The organism is Priestia sp. TRM10, from assembly GCF_057808375.1.
This window is the reverse complement of record NZ_JBJZOT010000016.1, coordinates 51515-76044: the sequence shown is the minus strand read 5'-3', so window position 1 is coordinate 76044 and position 24530 is coordinate 51515. Positions and strand designations below refer to the sequence as shown.

The 24530-nt window shown below is 35.1% G+C and carries 20 protein-coding genes; all 20 read right to left on the bottom strand.

Translation table 11 applies throughout. The annotated features are described in order from the left end of the window. Nucleotides 1-99: 99 nt before the first annotated feature. The 20 genes from ACK3CR_RS24580 to allC all read right to left on the bottom strand — a co-directional run bounded on the left by ACK3CR_RS24580 (nucleotide 100) and on the right by allC (nucleotide 24495). The gene (locus tag ACK3CR_RS24580) at nucleotides 100-840 is read right to left on the bottom strand and encodes a LytR/AlgR family response regulator transcription factor (RefSeq protein ID WP_488976255.1); all 741 of its coding nucleotides are present in this window, start codon (nucleotides 838-840) and stop codon (nucleotides 100-102) included. After that, a complete protein-coding gene (locus tag ACK3CR_RS24575) occupies nucleotides 821-1579 on the bottom strand; it encodes a sensor histidine kinase (protein ID WP_488976254.1) in 759 nt (252 codons plus the stop codon). The genes ACK3CR_RS24580 and ACK3CR_RS24575 overlap by 20 nt, the downstream gene beginning before the upstream one ends. Nucleotides 1580-2216: 637 nt before the next feature. Continuing rightward, entirely contained in the window at nucleotides 2217-2363 is a 147-nt protein-coding gene (locus ACK3CR_RS24570; RefSeq protein WP_488976253.1) for a cyclic lactone autoinducer peptide, read from the bottom strand. Next, nucleotides 2360-2932 (bottom strand): accessory gene regulator ArgB-like protein, encoded by a 573-nt coding sequence (locus tag ACK3CR_RS24565; RefSeq protein ID WP_488976252.1) that lies wholly within the window; start codon nucleotides 2930-2932, stop codon nucleotides 2360-2362. Before ACK3CR_RS24565 ends, ACK3CR_RS24570 begins: the two co-directional genes overlap by 4 nt. A 223-nt stretch (nucleotides 2933-3155) precedes the next feature. After that, entirely contained in the window at nucleotides 3156-3761 is a 606-nt protein-coding gene (locus ACK3CR_RS24560) for a helix-turn-helix domain-containing protein (RefSeq protein WP_488976251.1), read from the bottom strand. A gap of 38 nt (nucleotides 3762-3799) precedes the next feature. Continuing rightward, nucleotides 3800-4834 carry a site-2 protease family protein gene (locus ACK3CR_RS24555; protein WP_488976250.1) on the bottom strand — a complete coding sequence of 345 codons (1035 nt, stop codon included), beginning with the start codon at nucleotides 4832-4834 and terminating at the stop codon, nucleotides 3800-3802. A 10-nt stretch (nucleotides 4835-4844) separates the two neighbouring features. Then, nucleotides 4845-6164 (bottom strand): S8 family peptidase, encoded by a 1320-nt coding sequence (locus ACK3CR_RS24550; RefSeq protein WP_488976249.1) that lies wholly within the window; start codon nucleotides 6162-6164, stop codon nucleotides 4845-4847. Next, entirely contained in the window at nucleotides 6161-8314 is a 2154-nt protein-coding gene (locus tag ACK3CR_RS24545) for a peptidase domain-containing ABC transporter (RefSeq protein WP_488976248.1), read from the bottom strand. Before ACK3CR_RS24545 ends, ACK3CR_RS24550 begins: the two co-directional genes overlap by 4 nt. Continuing rightward, nucleotides 8311-11376 (bottom strand): type 2 lanthipeptide synthetase LanM family protein, encoded by a 3066-nt coding sequence (locus ACK3CR_RS24540; RefSeq protein WP_488976247.1) that lies wholly within the window; start codon nucleotides 11374-11376, stop codon nucleotides 8311-8313. Before ACK3CR_RS24540 ends, ACK3CR_RS24545 begins: the two co-directional genes overlap by 4 nt. Before the next feature lie 85 nt (nucleotides 11377-11461). Beyond that, complete coding sequence (locus ACK3CR_RS24535) at nucleotides 11462-11662, bottom strand: lichenicidin A2 family type 2 lantibiotic (RefSeq protein ID WP_094041300.1); 201 nt, start codon at nucleotides 11660-11662, stop codon at nucleotides 11462-11464. 42 nt (nucleotides 11663-11704) lie between these two features. Continuing rightward, nucleotides 11705-11905 (bottom strand): lichenicidin A2 family type 2 lantibiotic, encoded by a 201-nt coding sequence (locus ACK3CR_RS24530; protein WP_094041302.1) that lies wholly within the window; start codon nucleotides 11903-11905, stop codon nucleotides 11705-11707. A 63-nt stretch (nucleotides 11906-11968) separates the two neighbouring features. After that, complete coding sequence (locus ACK3CR_RS24525) at nucleotides 11969-12130, bottom strand: mersacidin family lantibiotic (RefSeq protein WP_040060799.1); 162 nt, start codon at nucleotides 12128-12130, stop codon at nucleotides 11969-11971. A gap of 291 nt (nucleotides 12131-12421) precedes the next feature. Next, nucleotides 12422-13708 carry an aspartate aminotransferase type Ic gene (locus ACK3CR_RS24520; RefSeq protein ID WP_488976246.1) on the bottom strand — a complete coding sequence of 429 codons (1287 nt, stop codon included), beginning with the start codon at nucleotides 13706-13708 and terminating at the stop codon, nucleotides 12422-12424. 170 nt (nucleotides 13709-13878) lie between these two features. Next, on the bottom strand, nucleotides 13879-16569 hold the full coding sequence (locus ACK3CR_RS24515) for a right-handed parallel beta-helix repeat-containing protein (protein WP_488976245.1): 2691 nt from the start codon (nucleotides 16567-16569) through the stop codon (nucleotides 13879-13881). Nucleotides 16570-16989: 420 nt separating this feature from the next. Further along, nucleotides 16990-18360, bottom strand: a complete 1371-nt coding sequence (locus ACK3CR_RS24510; protein WP_243515416.1) for an allantoinase — start codon at nucleotides 18358-18360, stop codon at nucleotides 16990-16992. Between the two features lie 28 nt (nucleotides 18361-18388). Then, nucleotides 18389-19264 carry a fumarylacetoacetate hydrolase family protein gene (locus ACK3CR_RS24505; protein ID WP_488976244.1) on the bottom strand — a complete coding sequence of 292 codons (876 nt, stop codon included), beginning with the start codon at nucleotides 19262-19264 and terminating at the stop codon, nucleotides 18389-18391. Next, on the bottom strand, nucleotides 19261-20475 hold the full coding sequence (locus ACK3CR_RS24500; RefSeq protein WP_488976242.1) for an amidase: 1215 nt from the start codon (nucleotides 20473-20475) through the stop codon (nucleotides 19261-19263). Before ACK3CR_RS24500 ends, ACK3CR_RS24505 begins: the two co-directional genes overlap by 4 nt. A 13-nt stretch (nucleotides 20476-20488) precedes the next feature. Continuing rightward, nucleotides 20489-21829: a uracil/xanthine transporter gene (locus ACK3CR_RS24495; RefSeq protein ID WP_243515425.1), complete on the bottom strand. Its 1341-nt coding sequence runs from the start codon at nucleotides 21827-21829 to the stop codon at nucleotides 20489-20491. Between the two features lie 140 nt (nucleotides 21830-21969). Then, the gene (locus tag ACK3CR_RS24490) at nucleotides 21970-23241 is read right to left on the bottom strand and encodes a pyridoxal-phosphate-dependent aminotransferase family protein (protein WP_243515426.1); all 1272 of its coding nucleotides are present in this window, start codon (nucleotides 23239-23241) and stop codon (nucleotides 21970-21972) included. 12 nt (nucleotides 23242-23253) lie between these two features. Continuing rightward, entirely contained in the window at nucleotides 23254-24495 is a 1242-nt protein-coding gene (allC, locus tag ACK3CR_RS24485) for an allantoate deiminase (RefSeq protein ID WP_488976290.1), read from the bottom strand. Between the last annotated feature and the right edge of the window lie 35 nt (nucleotides 24496-24530).

Sequence of the window (24530 nt, the reverse complement as noted above, 5' to 3'; positions counted from 1 at the left end):
AAATACTCTTTAGAGGCTGTCCTTCTAAAAGTGAACATACAAAAAACCTAATCTATAAAGTATAGGTTAGGTTTTAGCTTTACATATTAGATTCTGTATTCATCTATTCTCTTGAAGGTTTTTATTATTTATGCCTTTGATGAGACGATTAGATGCATAACAAATTTCCCCGTTTGTCATTAAGATTTCTCTCTCTTTAGAATTAACCTCTGCTATATGTTGTTTATTTACAATAAAACTTTTATGGCATCGATAAAAGTTACCATCAAGATTCTCATAATCTTTTAGCTTTCCGTAAAACTCAATCTGTTCATTTTCCAAATGTAGAATAATTTTATGAAGGTTTACGGAAGACTCGAAAAAGTAAATGTCTTTATAGTCTATATTGCGTGTTCTCTCCCCTATTTTCAAATGTACTTTATTTGTATCTTCACTCTTTCCAATTTGAGAATATCTTCGAAAAGCTTCCTTTAAAGTCGATAAGATTCTTTCTTTTAACATTTCATTGTCATCTTTTATGATAAAATCCAGTGCAGCTACTTTATACATAAAAGTTAAATATGTCATCTCTGAATGAGTAGTAACAAAAATAATGCTGCAGAGAGGATCATTTTTCCTTATCTCGCTACCTAACTTGATTCCTGTCATATCATTGTTTAGATCAATATCAAGAAAATAACAGTCTACTTTATTTTCTTTAGCATACTCTAAGACCTCTAAAGGATCCGTCGTTGATAAAGCAACATTAATTCCATTGTTTTCCATAAATGAATAATTACTAATGGCAGATGTTATTTCTTCCAATTGCTTGGGATTGTCTTCACATATGATAACTTCCATCTTTTATGTTCCTTTCTTTTATCTCTAATTCTTGGATAAAATATTGATTGTCTATCCTTGTATTTAATGTAATATGTTCATTTCTTGATACAATTTCTTTTAATATAGATAATCCGACCCCTCTGTTCGGTCCCTTTGTAGAATAGCCTTCTCTATAAATCTCATGAACTTTAATTGCCGGATCCGTAATCTTATTAAGTACAACAATGAGAATAGAGGATTCTAGATTAATAAAAGCTACTCTTATCATTGGTCCTAATTGTTTAATAGAAGCTTCTATAGCATTATCTAATAGAATTCCTAAAACTCGATTGAGCTCAATAGTATCCATGTTAATGAACTTCACTTGTTCTGTAATTTCTAAATCAATTTCTACTTGCTTTTCCTGGGCTTGGATAATCTTTGTTGTTAATAGGCCCTTTATTCCTTTAATCTCAAGGTTATTCAGTCTACCTAACGTTAAATTGTGATCTACAATCTTTTGCTGTGTAGCTAATATATGATTATTGAAGTATTCTTTAAGACCTGCATTATCCCCCTCGTCAATATACGCTCTTAATGTAGAGAGAATATTCACATAGTCGTGTCGAAACTTCCTCATATCATTGTTAGCTTGTTCTAAAGATTTTACATAGAGCTCAAAATTCTCATTTTCTTTCTCTTTTTGCTTTATTTTATACTGTTTAATTGATAAACGTAACATCAATGCAAATAGAACAGTTATTAGAATTAAATACAATATAAAAACCCATAAATTTGATGCTATATTGATAAACGAACTCTTATCAGACATCGCAAAAATATTCATATAGAAGACAATCAAGGTGAGTAATACAATAAGTGTAATAAATGGCAGAAGCTTATGACTTATCATATGATGTGAAAGAATATACTTTATCCCTTTTTTATATAAAAGGACAAATATGTATAATATTGAACAAAAGATAAGATTTCTAAATATAATAAAGACAATCTCTGAATGGATATTACCAATCACCTCTAAAGAAATCAAAGAAGCTAAATGATCAGCTATAATGGCTAAAATAAATGAAACAATAACATGTAAAACTGTAACGCGACTTTTTAATCTCCAATAGAAGAAAATTGCTGTCATAAATATAAGATAAAAAGCCGCATCTGTATGGATTATATAAAAAAGTGAAAATGTAGGTATTACAATAAAGAAAGAAATTAAGGTCCAATCTTTTGCTGTTAATTTATAACTTTGTAAAAAACTATTTATAATAATGATAGATAGGAATTGAATAGGTATATTTATAGCTGTTGCTAAGCCTGAATTAATATTAACAGTAATCCCCCCTACATATTACCTATATTGTAATTATATGATATGCAGGAAGATATTGAAAGAATGTTTAAAATTTAATATTTTCTTTTAACTCCTCTGGTACTTCAACTTCATGGAATAAAGCTGCACACATCTGAGTAGTACCAATAGTCCCTAACTTAACTAAAGATAAGCCAAAAATTTTCATAACCATTTTTTCAATACGTTCTTTCATTTTTGATCGACTCCTTTTAAGATGGTGGATACTATAACACTAATACTTTCAATAGCGATTCCAAAAACAAGGTATTTGGTTATTGTGCTTGGAATAAAAAGGATAAGCAAAGTGATTAAAATTAATCTAAATTTAAGTTTCCTTCTAAGATAAGCCTTGTGTTTATCATTGATGATTGAGTTAACTGATGTGCCTATTGGAGCGAAGAATAGCAATGGAAGGATGGAAATGAAATAAATAAAGAAGTTTAGAGTAGCTGAGATTTCTATCCCACTTAATATTAGTGAACAAAGTGGAAACATCATACAACTAACTATCGTACATATCCAGATGTTTTTATTATGAAATCCATATGCGACTTGTCTAATCATATAAAATGATACGTGAGTTAAAAGTGTAGCTAGGAAACAATTTAGTAAGAGAGCTAATGAATAAACAATGAGCAGTTTCTTTAAATCGGCAATAAATAGCTTCCATCCAAAAATCATCCTTACTTGATCTACCTTTTCTAACTGAAGCTGTTTAGAAAAATACGCTACTATTCTTTCTTCACGATGAGTTAATTCCATCTTCCCTCCCCCTTTTCTTACTTTTATTGTAATACTTTTCTTTTATTTACAGAAAAATCCCTACTAAACGTTCTAAAATTAATAATTATCACATAAAAAGAACGATAATCATTACGTAAACGTAGAAAATTCACACGTAAACGTAATAATTATCGTTTCTTTTTTCCTAATTCATTACTATTTGATAACTAAACTTTTGAATTCTATAATCTACCGCAACATTTTAATCAATGTTTATCAGCTGTTGATTGAAAGCTTTTTGTATGGCTTCTTGATAACTATGGACACCAAGCCGTTTCGTAATAGAAGATAAATATCCTTCCAACCGGTGAGAGGAGAGTCCAAGTCTCTCAGTAACATATGTTATTGTATGACCCTTCCCTAATAATTGAAGAATGTTCAACTCAATTTCCTTAAAAGGTCCTGAAGAATCATCATTCATCAAAATTTCTGGCTCTTTCTTATCATCCATTAGAAATGCTAATAATTCCTCCACCTTAAGGTGCTTGCTATGGAATGCTTTAATGCCATTTTCAACACTTCTTTGGGCAAGGTCATTTAATCTTTCACTAGCAATAAAGTGCAGGGTGATGTGTGGATATCTTTTCATTATCAATTTTGCTAAATCCAGATGAAACTCAAAGGAAATGGAAGACACATCAATTAAAATTACCTTGACCTCTTGTTGAATAATAACTTCTAACTCTTTAAAATAATCATGTTGCTTATAGTGAATAGTAGATATCTCTAAATTAGGATTTTTCAACTTCAATGTTGATGTTAGACTCTCTAGAAATAAGCTGTATTCTGATATTATGCACATTTTCATAGAAATCTCCTCCTCAAGATATCTAAATCCAACAATATCTATGCATGCTGGGACAAATACTGTTTGACAAATACTTTTTCCGCATTCCAAAAGGCATACCGATTTGTGTTGTTTCTCTTTATGTAGTCAACGTATGTCTTGGTATTATTGATTTGCTTTCCTTTCACTTGTTCAAGAATACTCATCGTGCGAAGCTTGGAAACTACGTCAATAGTAGGTCCCTCTTTAAAATCGTTTTCATCAAATGTTAACTCTTCTCCTAATATGAATTGGGAAGCAAGATAGAAGTGCATAATATTTATTCTATAAACCTTATTCATTTTCTCTAGTTCATTGGTTTTAATTCTATGAATAAATTTTCTCAAATATCTCTTATCCCCCACTGCTACTGTTCCATAGAATAAAAACATCATGTACAAAGGCAATTTACTCGCTGATAAGGTGTTTGGATCTATACTTGCGCTTTCTTCAAGTAAAGAGCGATCCCATTGTACAGATTGTTCTGGAGTAACCAAAACTTTAGACATCTTATGATACGTAATGAAAGAAGTATCCTTTGTAAGAAATTTAATGATTACAAAACCATCAGAGAATAAACCAGAAAAGTTATAAGGAACTATAGTCACTATAAATATAAAGAAGTTGAATACCCCTAAATAATATAGAAATTCTCCATTAGCAAATATGAACATAGAGAACATGAGACTAGCTAACGGCCCCCCTAGGAAAGTTACAATTGTTTTTTGGGGGAATTTTTCACTCCTACTATCAATCTGTAACATCGTTATGCCACCAATATGACTCCATTGATTATTAAAATTCAGCCTTAATCTCCAACTATGATTACGCTGTACAGTGAAAGGACCCACTGTTAATTGTAATAATGAAGAACCAGTTAATATCCCTCCAACCATATGACCTAATTCATGTATAAGAAGTGTCAAAAATAAGCAGATTGCAAGCCAGAGAATTTTCTCAGAAGCTCCTGCAATATTTAAAGGAGAAACCGAAATCGAAATTAGAATGATACATATAAAGCTAAAAGCCATTATAGGACTTTTTAATATTTTCATGGTGATTACCTCATTTCACATCTGATAATGTTGAATATATATCAAGTTCTCCATAGCCAAAGTAAGGGTCTCTCCCTTTATCACCAAGATCTTTCGCATTGTTATAAATTGTTTTCTCTATTCTATTTGGATTGATCTTCTTCCCACCATCAAGGCTACTTCCTATAAGTAGAGCAGCTGTAGCTGATACTTGAGGAGCTGCTAGACTTGTTCCAAATGAAAGAGTATATCCTTTTGGTAAACCAACCGCTTGATCTATAAAAGTGTTTTCCTTTGAAGTAGGGAATGTCGTTAACATCATTTCTGTTACATTAATTTCTCCCTTAGTCTCATAGTTTTCACCAAAATAACCTGTAGGAGCTGTAACATCAATTTCTTGACCAAAATTGGAATATGGAGCTATAGATTGATTTCTTAGTGTACTTCCTACTGTAATTAGGTTAGGTAAGCCACCCGGTAAATGAAGCTTCCCTTCCTCTTTGGCTAAATTATCAAGGTTATAGCCTTCATTCCCAGAGGAAGCAACTACAGTAACTTTATTTTTCTTGGCAAAGTGGATTGCGCGTTCGTATGCTTCTATAATAAGTTGCTCATCTTCCTTACTACGTGATTTGTAAGTACCTAAACTTAGGTTAATTACATCTACATTATCTTTTACTGCTTCTACAATAGCTTGCAACGCCCACATTGATTCACCGTCTTTTTCCCCAATAACCTTATAAGGAACTATAGAGACATTGGGGGCCAAAGTAGTAATGACCCCCGATACAGAAGTGCCATGTCCAAAATCATCAGCTAATGAAGGATCTCCTTCCACAAAAGTTTTCCCCTTAAGAAGGTGTTTTTTTAAGAGTGGATGATTTTCATCGATTCCGCTATCGATTACGGCAACCTTTACATTTGCCATATTTCTAGGTTGATCCAGTTCCGAAAGACTACCTGTTATGCGTTTGTATCCCCAATTAAACTTTTCGTAATGATCAGACAAGATTAAGTTCTGTTCATCGCTATCTGCATTTATTGTTTCAACATAGATACCTGGTAACTGTCCAACAAGGTTATCTTCATTAGAAGGCTCGTTCAATTTAGAAAATTCCGCTAGGGATAAATTGTTTGTTTCTATCAAATATAGCTCTTTTATTTTGTTAATTTCTGCGTCAGGAGCAATACGCTGTATCTCCCTCAATTTTTCATTAAACTCAGCTTCGTCCTTAAGCATAAAGGTTAAAGATGATGTTTCAGAAGATGAAGCCGAGCTATTAGGTACATGCACGTTGATCACTAAACTTATTGTAATAAGAAAACTTATAATAATCTTCTTATAATTCATGATACTCCCTCCATCTTCTGTTCCTCCGTATAGAGGTTTCTGTAATAAACATTCGTTTTCATTAAGTAATCATGACTACCATCGCCTACTATTTCTCCCTCATTCATCACAATAATTCGATCAATGTTTTTAATCGTTTGTAAACGATGAGCTATTACTACGACAGTTGTATCTTTTTTAAATAAAGTTTTCATTACATGTCTCTCTGAGATATTATCCAAAGCTGAAGTTGGTTCATCAAGTAAATGTAGCTCTGGGTCTCTATATAGGTTTCTCGCTAAGGCAATTTTTTGTCTTTGTCCTCCTGATAAATTAGCTCCTTGTTCCGAAACCATTGTTTCAATTCCTAACGGTAAATGCCGCACAATGGAAAGCACATCAGACTCTTCAAGTACACTCTCCATTTTTTTGCAGTCCTCTTTATTCCCATAATCAAATGGTTTATTTAAGGTGATATTGTCTTTCACAGACATATTAAAAACCATAGGAGATTGACTAATTGTTGCAATCTTTTCATTTTTTGTATTCTCTGATACATCATCAAGCTTTATTTTATTAAAATAGACGGCTCCCTTTGTCGGATGAATAAGTCCTGCTAATAGCTTTAAAACTGTACTTTTTCCGGAACCACTTGGTCCAACAATAGCTACTTTCTCACCTTTTTTAACCTGGAGATCTATTTGAGGAATAACTGGCTTATCATACTTACTATATGAGTATTCTACTCCCCTTAAAGAGATCTCCCTAAAAGAATCTAGTTCAACTTCTTTACAGTTAGATGTATGAACGGGATAATGAATAACCTCTTCAAGTTTAGTAAAATAGGACTTCAAGATCACCATATCATTGTATACTCCTGATAAACTCATGACTGGATTAAGAAAAGACCCAGATAGTGAAATAAAAGCAACAAGTATACCAAGTGTAACTTGATTCTGTCCTACTAGTGATAGACCCGTACAAAGGAGAAACAAAGGCATTAGAAATTGTAATGTTTGAGGGATAGTACCAAACTTTGATTGGAATCTTTCCTTCTCTTGAGTGATAAAAATTTGTTTCTGAAAATTCTCCTTCCAGCTATCAAAAAAGTTCTTCTCTGTTCCTGTAGTTTTAACTGTTTCAATTCCTTCAATAATCTCCGTAATACTTTTTTGCACTTTTGCCTGCTCAATAAGTTCTAAGTCTACAAAGTTCTTAATTCGCTTTGTATTTACAACTGAAACAAAAACAATTACAGCAGCTATCACTAGACTTATAGTAGTAAGTACACTAGAGTAATAGAACATTAGACCAATATAGAATACTAAGAATAGACTATCGACAAATAATAACACTACTTTCTGCGTTAAAATTTGTTTAATATAGACACTAAGGTTTGATCGAAAGATGAGTTCCCCTGTTGAACGATTAATAAAAAAGGAAAGAGGCAATCTAAGCATATTCCCCATAAAATGTGTCATTAGCTCGTAATCAAAGGATTTTTGAAACATAGCCACTATAAGCCCCCTGAAAGTTTGGAGAGCATAGTAACTCAATCCAACAATGACTACTGACAATGTGAATGTGCCAATAGAGAATTCATTTAAGAAAGAAGTGTTATCAATCAACTTTTGAATTGTAATTGGAACAGCTAAGCTAAATAACTGTAGTATCATCGTCAATCCACACAGAAGAAGAAGTGGCTTCTTAAACTTCTTTAGGAGAAAACTTACAAGAAAGTTAGTTTTTCTTTCGCTAACAAATCGGCTTGTTTCTCCAACTTCCTTTACGATTAAGCCAATTTGTGAAAACTTCTCTCTAAATTCTTGTTGTTCAATCCATCTTCTTCCTGTAGCTGGATCACAAATAAGAACCTTTTGTTTTTTTGTTCTTTCTACAACAATGTAATGTTTTTGATTCCAAAATGCTATAAAGGGAGTTTTCAAGTCCCCAACAGCTTCTGCAGAAACTTTTATTGCAGCAGTTGTGACTTGAAACTCCTCCATCATATTTTTTAAGTCTGTAAGCTTATAGCCACCTCTAGGCACTCCATATTTATCGCGCAACTCTTGTATACGAACTTGGGCTCCAGCATGGTTTAAAATCATAGCAACACAGGCTAAACCACATTCACTATGCTCAGCTTGTTCTATGAACTGAACTTTCTTCATGATCTACCTTCCCTTTCGAGGATTGGAGCCTCTAACAAAAGTACGTTTGGAATATCTCGATTGAGATAACGCATAAGTTGATACCCAACACCGGCTAGCCCTGTAAATAAGCCTTTTGCTTTAAAGCCTTTTGTTCCTTGCAGTTTGAAGTGTCCGTTATGATCACGATATGACAATATATCATTTACTTTGCTCTCTAACATTTCATTTAATGAAGGATCATTATAAGAATGACAAAGCTGAATTAATAATTCTACGTCCCCCATATTTCCATGACATAAGCAATCATCTTCTTTACTTTCAAAGAGATAGTCCATTCCTTTGATTTCCTCAACTCTATCTATACTTTCTTTAAGCTTCTGTTCAGTTGCCAACCGGCTTAATAAAATTCCAAGGCTTCCATGGCACCAAGCATTCTTTATCTTGCCCTCCTTATATCTCGGATCAAGCCAGCCTTTTTCGCTTTTAGAGTAATATTTATCTTCAGCCTCTATAATCTGCTTAATTCCCTTAACATCTTTATCATCCATTAAAGATAAAGCATAGTACAAACTACTATCTCCGTGTCCAAACCCCATATATTCCCCCTGTGGTGCCTTGTGGAGCTTTTGTAATAGCTGTTGAGCAAATTGCTTATAACTCTTAACTTCTGTTATTTCATATAAGTTCATGAATACTGCAACTAGGCCTGTTTGACCTTGAATCCAATCTTGATTAACTTCCTCTGGTGAATTCTCCATCAAACTATCGGCAATCTCTTTTGCGACTTGTAAAGATTCAGTATCATTATTTAATGAATAATCAACAAGAAGAGGGTAAATTAAACTTCCGCTTCCTAAAAATGCTGACAGTGTACGCTCTACATAAATTGTATACATAGTATTTTTAAGATATTGTTTTATTGTTTTATAATCATTTCCTTCAGTCATATAATCTAATGCGGCAAAGAATAAGTAAATGCCTGGCAAACCGTCATACAACTGATTATTTAAAGGTTCAACAGTCCAATCTTGGGTCATTCTAATATCTAACCATGTTACTGTTTTAGAAGTATGATCTATAATGGCTTCCTCCAGTAACTCTCTTCCAATCTCCTTAATAACCTTTTCAATCTCGCTATTACTAAAGTTTCTATCTTTATGGTTCTCACTTTCTTTCAAGTGAAGATAACGGTCATACGTCCCCATTGCTGTTGAAATGTAAGCTACCTGTTGATCAACTCTCTTATCATCCAGTTTATTAATCTTTTGGAGAACTTTATTAAGTACATTACCTTCATAAATACCTTTTAGCTTCTCGGATTCATTTGTTACAAGATGCTGCTCTGTTGTGATATTAAAAAATTGAGGAATGTCACCAACGAGCATCTCTTCATATTCAATTCTAGCAATGTCTTTATTTGTATATGGATAGGCCCATAGATTTTGAAGAACTTTCTCTCGCTCAATCATATCTATCATACACGTAGGATGATAAGAAAACTGAAGTAAATCTGTATAACGTTGCGTAGGGCGAACTACGTTTCTCACTAAGGCACCATTAAATAAGTGTTCCACTACTGTACTTAAATTTTCTTTATCCATAACACACATATTCAAAAACGTTTTAAAACCATCAATAATCTCATTTGTATAGTTATTGTAAGCTACTTCTTTTCCGTTTAATAAAGGTAAATTTTTAGAGCCCTTAATATAGTGATCTTGATATTCAAACCGCATCTCATCTGTCATTAGGTTTGTGGACTTTAGTACTTTAAATGGAGCCTTTTGTACGCCTCCACTTAAGGCACTAATATTAATGCCTTTTTCACCATTCTCAGATCTATCCTTTAAAATCTCAAACGGAACTAACCCAGTAACTGCAACAGAGTCCATCTGTTCTAACTTAGCTAGTACATTTGCATTCATACCCATATGTATAGGCGGCGTTTGCTGAAAGAACGTTTCAATATCTATTAAGACCGGATTTACTCCTGATGCAATCAAGTTTTCATAATGAAAATCAGTTCCTTTTAATATATAAGCAACAGCAATAAGTTGACCATAATTCTTATAGAAAGTACGGATTTCATCTTCAGTTCGACAAGAAGATTGATCTACAAACTCTTCAAACGTGTAACTATCCCTTAGAATGCGCTTTAGGGTATAAAGAGAACTGTTATATTTTTCATTAAAGTAAGAGAAGATCGTATTAATCTCTCTAGCATATAAAAGATTCTTTGGCTTATATACTAAATTTTTATCGTCACTGAATTGCACCAATATGACTGTTTTTCCTTTATTATGAGAATCACCAGCTGATAAATGGATTTTTGCTACTTGCGTAGATTTGATTTTAAATGTTTTTTGAATTTCTGTTTTCTCTTTTTCTAAACTTTTGATAAACATGCTCATATTATCGATAAAGAAAATTGTTCGCTCAGTTACTAATCTTAATAAAGCAGGATACTCAATATAGAAGCTCTTTGTATTTTCTACATTGCTAAACCTTTTAGCTAAATAAGATTGAAATCTTTCTTCAGGAGTATCTCCCATAACCTCATTTTCTTGCTTAAATGACTGAATATCAATTGCAAGAGTTTTACTCATAATACCCGTTACTTCATCACAATACCCTTGTAAAAGAGCGATTACAGCTTCTGTTGTAAAAGAATAAGATCTGTGATTATCTAACACTTTGAAGATGCTTTTCTTTACATATTGAATAAAGTAGCGAATGGCATATGTAAAATCATATCCTAACTCTTCAATGTGTTCTTCTTCATAGGAATCAAATATACTATGATAAGTTTTGTACCATTCTGTTTCCTTTAAGTATTTGTATAGAACATCCTTATCCCACTCTGTTATTACTTTAATGCCTCTTTTAAATGTATCTATTCCGTTATATTGCTTGCTCATCAATTCTTCTAGATCACTATTTTTCAAAAGAGATTTTCTATTTAACCAAGCTTCTAGCCGGTCATTTTCATCATTATGAAATTCAATTAAATTCGCACGCTCTTCTATTGTTAATCCTAATACTAGGTTCTTATCATCTACTTTTTCCACAGTTTTTAACATATATAGATACCTCTCATTGATAGATTAGAAGTATACTTTTTATTTGTATACTTCTAATCTGTTTGATTTTGTATTTTAGGGTTAATTAGCAACTTTTTAATGTCACTACCACTGTTACGCCTGTAAAAATTCCTCCGCCAACATAACCGCATGCTGCTGAGCTTGCTGCAGCTGTTGCTGCTATTGCACAAACTGGTGTTGTTTCAGCTTGAACGTCTCCGCTTCCTTGAATCATTTCCATTTCTTCTACTGTTAATTCCTCAAAACTTGGACCTGCTGTATTCATTTTTTTATTCATTTTAATTCTCCTCTTCTCTTTTTATTTTAATTAACAACTTTTTAGTGAGACTACAACTGTTACACCTGTAAAGATTCCTCCACCAACATAACCGCATGCTGCCGAGCTTGCTGCAGCTGTTGCTGCTATTGCACAAACTGGTGTTGTTTCAGCTTGAACATCTCCGCTTCCTTGAATCATTTCCATTTCTTCTACTGTTAATTCCTCAAAACTTGGACCTGCTGTATTCATTTTTTTATTCATTTTAATTCTCCTCTTCCTTTTTATTTTTTAGTTTTTATATTTTAGTTCTTGTTAGCAACCTGCTGCTGAAACTAATGCTCCTACACCTAAACCAATTGTGAAGCATACCGGAGTTGTTTCAGCTTGAACATCTCCACTTCCTTGGATTGTTTCCATTTCCTTTACTGTTAACTCTTCAAAACTTGGACCCGCATATGAATTGTTTTTTTCCATTTCATTCACCTCGTTATTTTTTTAGAACGTGTTGTTCTATATCTAAACTATACAAGCATCTCTTTACTGTTTGTTTATTTAGTCATAAGACGTTAACTCTTGCTCTTAAACGATTGTTCTCGAAATAAAAAAGACGTTTATGAATTCATAAACGTCCTCTTTTATCTATATTTATTTGATTATTTTTTGCAAAAGGGTAGAATGCTTCACAAGATTATTGAACCTCTTAGATAAATAAGAAAAAGCCCTTTCTCTTTATTTAGAAAAAGGGCTTTAGTTTGGAATATATTTTTATTTTTCTGCTAAAAGCTTCTCAACGCTCACCATCTGAACGCAAAGGCAGAAGATTTCAATTGCTTTTGATAGTTCTTCAAGAGATGGGAATGTTGGAGCAAGACGAATATTGCGGTCTTTTGGATCTTTGCCATACGGATATGTTGCACCAGCTCCTGTTAATTTCACACCTGCTTCAGCAGCTAGTTGAACAGTCTTCTTAGCGCATCCTTCTAATGTATTCAAGCTAATAAAATAACCACCATTAGGCTCTTTCCATGAAGCAATGCCTTTATCACCAAGTTCTTCACTTAACAGTTGAAGCACTCTATCAAACTTTGGTTTAATAATGCTTGCATGTTTCTCCATGTGTGCTTTTAGATTTTCTGTATTCTTAAAAAACTTTACATGACGAAGCTGATTAATTTTATCAGGACCAATTGTTTGAACAAACATTTGTTTACGGAAGAAATCCAAGTTATTTTCACTTGCTGCCATCATAGCAACACCAGAACCTGGGAATGTCACCTTTGATGTTGAACTAAATATAATCACACGATCAGGGTTTCCTGCTTCTTCACAAGCTGTGAAAATATTTTTAAGTTCATCAGGAGTATCTGTTAGATGATGAATTGCATATGCATTATCCCAGAAAAGTCTAAAGTCTCTTGCTTTCGTTTTCATGTTTGCAAGTCTTTCTACAACTTCATTTGAATACGTAATACCATCAGGGTTACTATACTTTGGCACGCACCACATGCCTTTAATAGTTTCATCTTCTCCGACAAGCTTTTCAACTTGGTCCATGTCTGGTCCATCTTCTAGCATATCGATTACAATCATTTCGATATTGAATAGTTCACAAATAGCAAAATGACGGTCATATCCTGGACTTGGACATAGGAATTTTACAGTCGGGAATTTAATCCAAGGAACTTCACTTCCATATACGCCGTGAAACATTGCTCTTGAAACTGTATCATGCATCATTGTTAGACTTGAATTTCCACCAATGATCACATTTTTAGGATTTACTTCAAGAATGTTCGCAAAAAATTCTTTTGCCTCAGGAATTCCTTCAAGACCTCCGTAGTTACGCGTATCAACACCATCCGATGTTTTCAAACTGCTATTAGATGTTACAGTATCAAGCATTTCTAAAGAAAGATCAAGCTGTTCAGTACAAGGCTTTCCTCTAGACATATCTAGATTTAGATTTTGGCTTTTGTACTCTTCATATTTTTCTTTCAATTCTGTTTGTAATGCTTCTAATTCAGAAACTGCTAAACTATTAAAGTTACTCAAGCTGATTGCCTCCTGTTTTGTGGTCTTCTATTAAGTTCACCTTTGTACACTAATATACTATCAGATAATTTGCATTTTGTTTTATATAATCCTGTTTTTTTCAAGTTGAACACTTATATTTTTTCTCTATTTAGAATAATTCTCTACATTTAAGTTAATTATCCCCAGAATCATTCTTCTTCCCTACATACTGATTGGAGATCAAGAAAGGTTACAACTTTTTCACTTGGTGGTACATGTTCAGCACGCAATAATTTTGCTAGACGACAATCTACACTTTTCATAGCTTGTTCTCCAATATACCGAGCAAAAGCTGCATTTTCAAAATGGGAATTACGATTCTCATATTTTTGAATGTAATAAGAAAGCAGAAAGTTATAAGCACTTGCATCAATGATATATCCTTTTTCATATAGAAGTCTCTCGCTAATCTCCATAAGCTCAAAAGGAGTATATTCTTGAAAATAAAGATGCCTAGAAAATAGACTATTCCAATGGGGATTTAGGAAGAAAAATTTCTTTACTTCTTCTTCGGATCCCGCAATAATCACAATAAATTTGCCTTCCTTATCTTTTAGTTCTCTTAAAAGAACGTTAAGAGCTTCAAGTCCAAGATTGTTTGGTGTTTTTTTATGTTCAAAGAAAGATACTTCCTCAATGAGAAGAATGCCGCCCATTGCTTCATTCATTTTTTTCTTTATTTTTTCAATTGTTGTATCAATAGATAAGCCAACAAGCTCTTCTCTGTTCACTTTTACGATGTGTCCCTTTTCTAATAAACCTATTGTTTTATAGAGGTTCCCAAGCAGTTCTGCTATCGTATTTTTTCCTGTCCCAGGATTTCCATACAAAACAGTATTCTCAGCCTTTAATTTAGCGTCCGGCCCGAATTTCTGGATATAATGAATCATCCTTTTAATTTGTTCTTTTACATTATTCATACCAATTAAATTGTCCAGCTCATTTAAAAACTTTTCAAATTTAAGAGATATTAACTCACTTTTCTCACCTATAATTTTTGTCTTGCTATCTTCTGAGATAATAATGTTATCCTTTTCGTTTGAATAAAGGTGACAATTCTCAATTGTTCCGTTTCCTTTCTCTGTTGCCCATACCCCCCAGCTTTTAGCATGATGAATATCACAGCTTCGAATAAGAGGATTTCCTTCACTCATAATCTTGACATTCTGATAACCGTTATGATGAATTTGACAGTTTTCAATTAACCCTAAGCCACCTTCTTTTACCCATACACCGTTCTGTTCAGCTTCATAAAGATGACAACCTTCAATAACAGGATTTGCTTTGTCTGCAATAGCAACATTTGAGAAACGGTGACGGTAAATTTCACAATCCATGAAAATTCCGAGTCCACTTTCTGTTACCCATACTCCATGCTGCTTGCCTTCATAAATTCTGCAGTTTTTAAAAATAGGATTTGCACCTTGGGCAGCACCTGCATTTGTATACATATGCCCATAAATATGGCAGCCTTCAATAATTCCGAGCCCTTTTTCTTCAACCCACACTCCACTTTCCTTCCCATTATAAATATGGCAGCTTCTTATAACAGGATCTCCTTCTGTCACAATTTTTACGTTTGCAAAGCTATTATTGTAAATATAACTTTTTTCGATTACACCTCTCCCTTTCTCTTTAATCCATATACCGTTTTGAGCTCCATCATATATGTGAGAAGCTCGTATAATAGGACTTCCTTCATGAGTAATACCAACATTAGAATATGTATTACTATAAATTTTACAGTTTTCTATCGTTCCGTAACCTTTTAATGAAACCCATATACCACTTTGCATACTTCTATAAATAGTGCAGCCTTCAATAGATGGATCTCCTTCATGTGAAATGTCGATGTTAGAAGCTCTGTTATTATAAATCTCACTATTTGAAAAAGATCCTTCTCCTTTTTTAGAGACCCACACGCCACAGCTTTCACCATCATAGATTTTGCAGCTCATTATCATTGGATTTCCGCTATTTGTAACGCCTACGTTTGGGTATTTATTGCGATAAATCTCACAGTCCTGCAACGTTCCTTTTCCACTCTCTGTTACCCAAACCCCATTTTGACTACTTTCGTAAATATGACATTTCCGAACAACTGGATTCCCTTCATGAACTATACAAACGTTTGAATAGTTGTTTCCGTATATGGCACAGTCGTCAATAATTCCTCTTCCTTTTTCTGTAACCCATATACCATTTTCTCCTCCATTATAAATTTTGCAGTTTTTTATTAAAGGATCTCCCTCACTCCCAATCCACACATTTGCAAAATTATTGTGATAAATCTCACAGCCTTCGATAATGCCCGATGCTTTCTTATCTATTAGAAGCCCGTTTTCTTTATTCGCATAGATTTTTCCCCGAATGATAATGGGAGTTGCCTCCTCTGTAACAAAAATACCAATCCCTTGAACATCATGTATCAAACAGTTATTAATAATGGGAGCTGTATGCTTATTATAAATTCGTATACCTCCTCCAACGTCAGAACGCACAATACAATCTTTAATATGAATCGATCCTGTTGGAATTTCGATTGCATAATAGTCATTAAGATTGTCGTATTTTCCTCTTTGATGGATTGTTATTCCCTTAATAGTAGCAAGCTCTGTTTGTACAATAATCGGTGACTCATTCTCACTGTAAATCAACACTTCTTGTGGTGACCCTTTTCCAATAATTTCTACGTTACGATCAATAATCAAACTCTCACGGTACATTCCAGGCTCTACTAAGATTTTCGCTCCATGTTCAGCATTTTTGAGTGCTTCTCCAATTGTCTTATATTTTGAAAATAGCTTCTGTGAAACAGTTAACGTCTTCTTATTAAACATCTCTCACCATCCGTTCTTCTTTTCTGAATTTACTCATATTCTATCATGGTAAACAAATAACAAACACTTTTTAACTTCAAATAAATTCCATTTTTCATTATAAGGAAACCTAAAGAACTAAAAGGATTCTGCTTTCTATAAGGTCACATGTAACTTTTTGAGATAGTAAAAAGGGACTCTTTTTAAGAATCCCTTTTATATGAATATATGCTTTACGTTTTTCTTCTATTACTTTTTAGCAAGATGATAGCCCATATACTCAGGAACAACTTAGATGTATCTATTCAAGATAAACTAGTCTTAATGTTTTTAGGTAACTTACTTTATCTCACTCTGATTCTTAGTTGGAAACTATAAAAAATTCGAATTAAAGAAAAAAACTCCATATGCTACTAAAAGCATAGGAGTTTTAAAAGACTATTAAACATAGAGACTGTTTTGAGGTTTCAGCCACTTTTGATCCGCTTGTTTATCTATTTCCCCATCTTTAAACACAAGCTTTCCTCTATTCATAGTTCCTACTACTTTACATGGGAACGTGTGACCTATATATAAGCTTTCTTTATGCTTAGCATAGTAGTTTTCCGCCGTAACAGTATATGATTCGTCTAATGTAACAAAAGCAAAATCTGCATCTGCTCCTTTGGCAATATGCCCTTTTCGATCGGAGATTCCAAACCGTTCGGCAGGATTTGAGGCAGTCCACTTTGCTACTTTTTCAAATGGAATATTGTGTGCTAAAGAAAGCTCAATAGAAGAGAGAAGAGAAAACTGCCCACCACTAATTCCGCCCCATGCTTCAAAGAGGTTATGAACATTAGGATCTTTTAAATCATATGGACATGGTGAATGATCGGATGAAATCATATCAAATCGATCGCTCTTCAAAAGCTCGATAAGCCTTTGTCTTTCATTATCTTCTCTTAAAGGCGGTGCACATTTTGCAACAGCTCCAAGCTCTCTTAAGTGTCCATGATGAAACAATAAATAGTGGGGACACGTTTCAACAGTAATGTTCATTCCCTTTTCCTTTGCTTCTTGGATCTTTTCCATTGCTTTTGCTGAACTAATGTGAACAAAATGAAGAGGACAATTTGTAAGCTCTGCATAATAGATAGCGCGTTCTACTGCCTCAACTTCCGCTGCAATTGGACGAGTTTCTAAGTAGTCATCAGCACTATATTTTCCTTCGTTCTCTTTTTCTTTTTTCAACCAGTTTGTCATACTTGCACTCTCAGAATGAAGAGCAAGTACTTTTCCGAGGCGAGCAATCTGTTTCATTCCATCTAGCAGTGTAATATCATCAACAGCTTCAAACTCTTTGTTACCTGTTGTAGAAAGAAAGGCTTTAAACCCAATTACACCTGATTCTGCAAGAGGCTTTAAATCTTCCTCATTTCCAGGAACAAGTCCTCCCCACAGACCAAAATCTACAACAGACTTCTCATTTCCTATCCTTGCCTTTTCGTCTAATGCTTCTTTATTTACAGTAGAGGGAATGCCATTTAGAGGCATATCGAAATAAGTTGTGCACCCTCCAGCAGCCATCATCATGGAACCTGTATGAAATCCTTCCCAGTGTTCTCTTCCAGGCTCGCTGAAATGTACATGAACATCAATCATACCTGGAAAAATATATTGATGTTCTGCATTCCATTCTTGTTCTCCTTGATGTTGGAGATTTTTTTCAATCGCAGCAACTTTCCCGTCTTTAACCCCAATATCTGTTTTAACAACACCTGTTGGGAGAACAACGTTTCCATTTCGAATTACAATATCATACAAGCTCATAAACTTCTCTCCTTCTCTAGCTTCCTATTTATTTTGCAAGTAACAAATCCGCTCGTACATCATTTTTTAACGGTGCCAATTCTGTAACTCGACATTCTACAACGTCTTTCTCATTAATAAGGACAGAACCTGGTGTGCCTGTCAAAATTATATCGCCAGGATTAAGCGTCATGATACTTGAAAAAAACTCAAGGAGCCAAAGTGGCTCGTACATCATATTTGAGACTGTGTTGCTATATCGAACTTCTCCATTTAACACCGTTTCTACTTTAATTGCATGAAGGGAAGAAAACTCATCTAAAGTCACAAGGGAGTTCCCAATGCTACAAAATGTATCAAAACTTTTAGAACGTTGCAGATAGCGAGGATTTTTCCCATGAATATCTTTTGCTGTAACATCTAATGCCGTTGTAAAACCCGCAATAAACTCCTTTGCATCTTCTTGTTTTACATTTTTGCATTGTTTTCCGATTACAATCGCAAGCTCTCCTTCTGCTGTCACTTCTTTTGATTGAACAGGAAGTAAAATAGATTGATTTGGACCCACAAGTGTAGAGCTTGGTTTTGTGAACATTACGGGCTCTTCTTCCGGAAGTTTACCAGAAAGTTCAATTGCTTTTTCTACGTAGTTCATTCCAACACCTAAAACAGTACTAGGATTTTTACAAAGGGCGATTTCAATCGCTTCTTCTTTTATAGAAGGAAAAGCGCTTAGCTTTTGTTTTCCTTCTGTTTTATACCATGTGCAAAGCTCGCTGAATTGTCCTTCTCTTAGTAAAGAGACGAAGTCTTCTTCAAAGCACGTACCTTCCATTTCATTAATAGTCTCAATAGAAACAAAATGATTGTTATGAGTGAGGGCTATCGTTTCTTTTCCGTCTATACTTAAAGCAGCTAATTTCATACATTTTCACCTCTTTTGCTCGTTACGAAGCTTTGGTCTATTTTTCTTAGGAAGCGCTGAGACCAGCGTAATAGTTTCAAGTCTTGATTTCTATTTGCAATAAGAGATAACCCAACAGGTATTCCGTTCACTTCAACAACTGGAAGCGTCACTTGTGGGAGACGAGCTAAACCAGCAATACACGATAAGCTCATTGTTTTCGCTCTATACTTTTCAGCTGCTTCTCCTTGAAGATTAAGGAGAGGTGCTCCACCAGGGGCTGTTGGGATTACAAGTATTCCATCTTCCCCAAGTAAATGTGTAAGCTCATTCGTTATTTTCTCTCTTAGCTTATAAGCATCTTCATTTCGTTCTTTTTTTAATGTACTTATCCAACTGAATCGTTCAGAGATTCCTGGCCCAAAGGTTGGGTTTTCATTCTTAATCCATTGCTCATGCTCTTTCCAAATTTCGGTTCCTTGAATTGTTCTAAAGACACTTGACCACTCTGCTAAACCTTCTTGTGAAATTCTTTGCCATCTGCTGTTTTCACTTTCCTCTTCTAACAACTTTAAAAAGGGAGAAAAAGCAGCTTTTGTTTCTCCCCCAAGGAGTTCCCATGCCTCTTCTGCAAACTCAATGTTTGTAAAATCTCCGTCTTCTTTAAATTGAGGAAGCAGCACACGTCCAATTTCAAGTAATAAGTCAATGCTATTTGCCATCCATCCTACTGTGTCATAGCTTTTAGCAAGTGGAATAACCCCTTCTATCGGCACAGCTCCATGTGTTGGTCTGAACCCATAAATACCACAATAAGAAGACGGAATGCGGACAGACCCTCCGGTATCGGTTCCTAGAGAAAAATCAACTGTTTGAGCCGCAACAGAAACAGCTGATCCACTTGAAGAACCTCCAGGAATGCGATTTGGAGCTTTCGGGTTAATAGGTGTACCATAATGGAAATTCTCACCGTTTAAACTGTACATCAATTCATCTGTATGAGTGGTTCCACGCAGCTTTGCACCTTGATTAAGCAACATGTCAATTGCCACTGCATTTCTTTTAGATTCCTCATGTGTACGAAGCCATGTAGGATTTCCTGCACTGCTTTGATAATGTTGAATGGCAAAGACATCTTTCACAGAAAAAACCAAGCCATCCAAGCTACCTTTCCCTGTTGGGGCAATTGCTACATTCTGATTAAAAAAAGCATTCCATTGATCTTTTATCATAAGCTCCTCCTCATTATCCTTTATATCTTCTCTCTTCTTCTACTGAAGCTTCTTTTTTTATATTTCGTTTTGAAAGTTTTATATTTTCTAATAAAAGAGATAATAAAATTCCCACGAGTAAACCATTGCTAGCAAGCGGTCTTAAAATACTTGGCACTGTTTCAAAATAAGAAGCAGGAAACGTCATTAAACCTATACCAATAAACAAAGGAATGCTTAATCGATACACATTTTCTGGCGTAAACGTGATTGTAATAAAATAGTTAAAAGAAGAATGGAGCAACCGTAAGTATGTCACAAGCAAAACGGCACTACCTACACTAAGAGGAAGCTTAGCCATCATGTTTCCTACGTATGGAACGGCCCCCATCAAAGTAAACAGTGCTCCTCCAATCAGAAAAGGAAGTCGTTCAACAATTTTTGTTTGCTGAAGGAATCCAATAGAAGAGACATATGGTGCGAAAGGAACTAAGCCAAATAATCCAGAACAAATGCCTAACACGCCGCTAATTGTAAATGAGCCCCTATACTCTCCATTTGTCGCCTCTTTCTTATAAATTTCATCTGTTCCTTTTAGAGCTCCGAATGTGTTGGATGTATTGATGAGACCTGCAATAACAGCCGTTAAAATAATGCCAATATCAAAACTAGGAGAACCAAGTGGAAAAAGTTTTATACTTACTCCTTCTGAAACCTCTACAGCCGCTTTCTCCCCAAATAAAAGATTAAACGAAATCCACCCAACAATAATGCCAATAAGTAAGGAATATTTAGCAAAGGAAGGGCGGGCCTTTATACTAAAGATAATCACAAAAGCAACAACAGCTACTGACAATAAAAGAACTGGTACGTCGATATGTGCTTCTCCGTCGCCTTTGCCAAATGGAATACCTAGCATTCCTTGAAGGAACATTGTATTGAGACGGCAAGCTAATAAAAAAAGAAAAACAGCCATAACACCATTGTTAAATAAACGGGACAAATACCCTGATAGGCCGCTCAACCCAATAACAATTGTAATAATTCCTGAAATGATGATTCCAACACTTAAACTTCCTCCAATAGTTGCTAGAGACATACCGCTCTCAGCAGCTCCATAACAAAGGCTTAAAATAACTCCCCACCATAACCCTGATTGTCCTTCCATAATCGAACGCTTATGTCCTAGGAAAGCTTGTAAAATACAAGCTAGACCCGTAAACAAAAAGGAACATTGAACTAATGAAACAAGCGTTTCATGGGAAAGCTGAAAAGCCGCTCCAACTGTAATCGGAATAACAACTGTGTTGGTAAAAATAAAAAAGAGCCATTGCAAACCTGCAAGCCATCCTTTTATACTAAGAAACTCTCTCATAAACTCACCTTCTATATGTGTAAGGAATGGGATCTATTTATCTATTTTTCTATTTTTCTATTTATCTGTATCGGCTATAGTGCGCAAAAAGATTCCGGAGCCTCCGGAATCTTTTTCTAAAAATCACATCAGCATCTTCTTTACTTTATTACTGTGCTCTCTTTTCCATTCTCTTTTTCTTGAAGGCTTCCTGCTTCATACACATCTAGCGCTGCTTGAAGTCCTCTGCCAACTTGAATTTTTGCTCCATTACGAATAAGGGATGCTTCGAGCGCTGATAAAACAAATAAAATATTTTCTTTACGGCAGCTGTAGCCCATTGCTCCAATTCTCCAAATCTTGCCGTGTAGCGGCCCAAACGAACTAGCAATTTCAATTCCGAATTGTTCAAGAAGCATTGTTCTAACTTTTTCGCCATCAACGCCTTCTGGGATGTTTACACATGTTACCATCGGTAATTTTTGAGCTCCTTCATTAAATAAGGTTAAGCCCATTGCTTTAATTCCTTCAATAAGTGCTCTCTCATGGAAACGGTGACGCGAGAACCTTTCTTTTAAACCCTCTTGAAGAACAATGCGCACTCCTTCACGCAAAGCATATAGCATTGATGTTGCTTCTGTATGGTGATTAAGACGACGTGGTCCCCAGTAATCTTGAAGCTGGCTTAAGTCAAAATAATTGCTTCGAATCGGATGCTGGACATTGACGCGATCCTGATCTGTTGCAACGCCTTTTTCAACTTTTTTACGACGAGCAAGAATTTCTTCAACTCGCTCATTGTAAGTAATAGGAGCCATTCCTGACGGTACAGAAAGACACTTTTGTGTTCCGCCAATAACAGCATCAAGCTGCCACTCATCAACTTTAACTTCTGTTCCACCAATTGTTGCAACAGCATCTACGATTGTTAACACGCCAAGCTCTCGACAAGCAGGACCAACTTTATCTAACGGCTGCATACATCCTGTTGACGTTTCACCATGAACAACAGCAAGTACTTTAGGTTTCACTCGTTTTACTTCATTAATGATCTCTTCTTGATCAAATACTGTGCCCCACTCACATTCCATCAAATGAATGTCTGCTCCGTTGCGCTCAGCAATTTCTGTTAAAAGATGACCAAATCTACCGAATATCGGAATTAAAACTTTATCACCAGGCTCTAAAACACTGCATAACACAGCCTCAAGTCCTGATCTAGATGTTCCATCAATTGGAAATGCCCACTTGTTTTTTGTTTGGAATACTCCTCGAAGCATTTCCATTGTTTCGTTCATCATCGTTGTAAAAGCAGGATCAAATTGCCCAAGGATTGGGTTGCTCATTGCACGTAGAACTCTTGGATCAACTTCTACAGGACCTGGTGTCATAATTGTTCGTAAAGGTGAATTTATTTCTTGGAAACTTACCATCCTTTTTCCTCCTTAATAGGCTAACTTGTGCAATATTTTGATTAAAAGATTTATTCCCTTTTCTAAATCTTCTGTTTTAGTAAATTCGTGCGGTGAATGACTTATTCCTTTATGACTTGGGACGAACAAGAGCGAGGTTGGGATGAATTGTCCAAAAACCTGCGAATCATGTCCAGCTCCACTAGTCATTTCTTTAAATGAAGTGCCTTCTGTTTGAAGGATTGTTGTTGAAAGTTCGTTAAGATTTTCACACATTTTAATAGGCTGCTCATCCATCCACTTGTGAATGTCTAATGATGTGCCCCTTTCTCTCGCTAGACCTTCAAAGCTTTCAAATGCCTCCTGACAGAATGATTGAATAATATCACTGTCACTATGACGAATATCAATACTGAATGTTACCTGATTTGGGATAACATTTGGTATATTTGGCTCAACAATCATTTGACCCACTGTTACAACAAGATCAGCAGGCATTCTTTTCGATTTCTCCATTAGTACTTGAATAAGTGCTGAAGCCGTGTTCATTGCATCCTTACGCCACTTCATTGGGGTTGTTCCAGCATGGTTACTTTCACCGTTGACTGTTACATTGTATCGGCGCTGTCCAACAATATGAGACACAACTCCAATGGATTTGTTTTCTCGTTCTAGCACTTCCCCTTGCTCAATATGCAATTCAATAAAACAATCAAAATGAGCACTTCCTGGGTGCTGATACTTTCCCTTCCCAAATCCTGACTTTTCCATTGCTTCTATAAATGAAGTACCTTCTTGATCTTTTAATAAATAAACGTCATCAAGCGATCTTAGGCCTGTAATACTTCCTGACCCCCAGTAGGTCATTGGAAATCGACTTCCTTCTTCCTCACATAGTGAAACAACTTCAATTGTTTTTTTCGGACGACCGTAGTGTTCATATAAATATTTGAGCGCAAGAAATCCCGCAATAATTCCGTATGCTCCGTCATATTTCCCTCCATTTACGACCGTATCAATATGAGAGCCTGTAAGAATTGCACGCCCTTCTTTTTCACTACCTTCTAGCCTTCCAAAGAGGTTTCCAGCATCATCATAGTAAGCATGGAAAGAAGCCTCCTCCATTCGTCCTTTGAGTGCCTCTTGAGCAAGTTTCCAGCTCTCAGAATAAAGAAGTCGTGTCACTCCACCGCTTTCACTGCCTCCAAATGAAGCTAACCATTCCACCATCTCAGCTGTTTGCTGTGCTAGTGTGAGCTTTTTCTTTTCCTCCATTACCAAGCATATCCCTCCTCTCTCACAAAAACCCT

Bases quoted from the DNA above. Each gene is read 5' to 3' on its own strand.
- ACK3CR_RS24560 (WP_488976251.1), bottom strand. From the start codon at position 3,761: ATGAAAATGTGCATAATATCAGAATACAGCTTATTTCTAGAGAGTCTA.
- ACK3CR_RS24510 (WP_243515416.1), bottom strand. From the start codon at position 18,360: ATGAGCTTGTATGATATTGTAATTCGAAATGGAAACGTTGTTCTCCCA.
- ACK3CR_RS24525 (WP_040060799.1), bottom strand. From the start codon at position 12,130: ATGGAAAAAAACAATTCATATGCGGGTCCAAGTTTTGAAGAGTTAACA.
- ACK3CR_RS24515 (WP_488976245.1), bottom strand. From the start codon at position 16,569: ATGTTTAATAAGAAGACGTTAACTGTTTCACAGAAGCTATTTTCAAAA.
- ACK3CR_RS24505 (WP_488976244.1), bottom strand. From the start codon at position 19,264: ATGAAATTAGCTGCTTTAAGTATAGACGGAAAAGAAACGATAGCCCTC.
- ACK3CR_RS24550 (WP_488976249.1), bottom strand. From the start codon at position 6,164: ATGAATTATAAGAAGATTATTATAAGTTTTCTTATTACAATAAGTTTA.
- ACK3CR_RS24580 (WP_488976255.1), bottom strand. From the start codon at position 840: ATGGAAGTTATCATATGTGAAGACAATCCCAAGCAATTGGAAGAAATA.
- ACK3CR_RS24490 (WP_243515426.1), bottom strand. From the start codon at position 23,241: ATGGTAAGTTTCCAAGAAATAAATTCACCTTTACGAACAATTATGACA.
- ACK3CR_RS24530 (WP_094041302.1), bottom strand. From the start codon at position 11,905: ATGAATACAGCAGGTCCAAGTTTTGAGGAATTAACAGTAGAAGAAATG.
- ACK3CR_RS24570 (WP_488976253.1), bottom strand. From the start codon at position 2,363: ATGAAAGAACGTATTGAAAAAATGGTTATGAAAATTTTTGGCTTATCT.
- ACK3CR_RS24565 (WP_488976252.1), bottom strand. From the start codon at position 2,932: ATGGAATTAACTCATCGTGAAGAAAGAATAGTAGCGTATTTTTCTAAA.
- allC (WP_488976290.1), bottom strand. From the start codon at position 24,495: ATGGAGGAAAAGAAAAAGCTCACACTAGCACAGCAAACAGCTGAGATG.
- ACK3CR_RS24540 (WP_488976247.1), bottom strand. From the start codon at position 11,376: ATGTTAAAAACTGTGGAAAAAGTAGATGATAAGAACCTAGTATTAGGA.
- ACK3CR_RS24500 (WP_488976242.1), bottom strand. From the start codon at position 20,475: ATGATAAAAGATCAATGGAATGCTTTTTTTAATCAGAATGTAGCAATT.
- ACK3CR_RS24495 (WP_243515425.1), bottom strand. From the start codon at position 21,829: ATGAGAGAGTTTCTTAGTATAAAAGGATGGCTTGCAGGTTTGCAATGG.
- ACK3CR_RS24545 (WP_488976248.1), bottom strand. From the start codon at position 8,314: ATGAAGAAAGTTCAGTTCATAGAACAAGCTGAGCATAGTGAATGTGGT.
- ACK3CR_RS24555 (WP_488976250.1), bottom strand. From the start codon at position 4,834: ATGAAAATATTAAAAAGTCCTATAATGGCTTTTAGCTTTATATGTATC.
- ACK3CR_RS24535 (WP_094041300.1), bottom strand. From the start codon at position 11,662: ATGAATACAGCAGGTCCAAGTTTTGAGGAATTAACAGTAGAAGAAATG.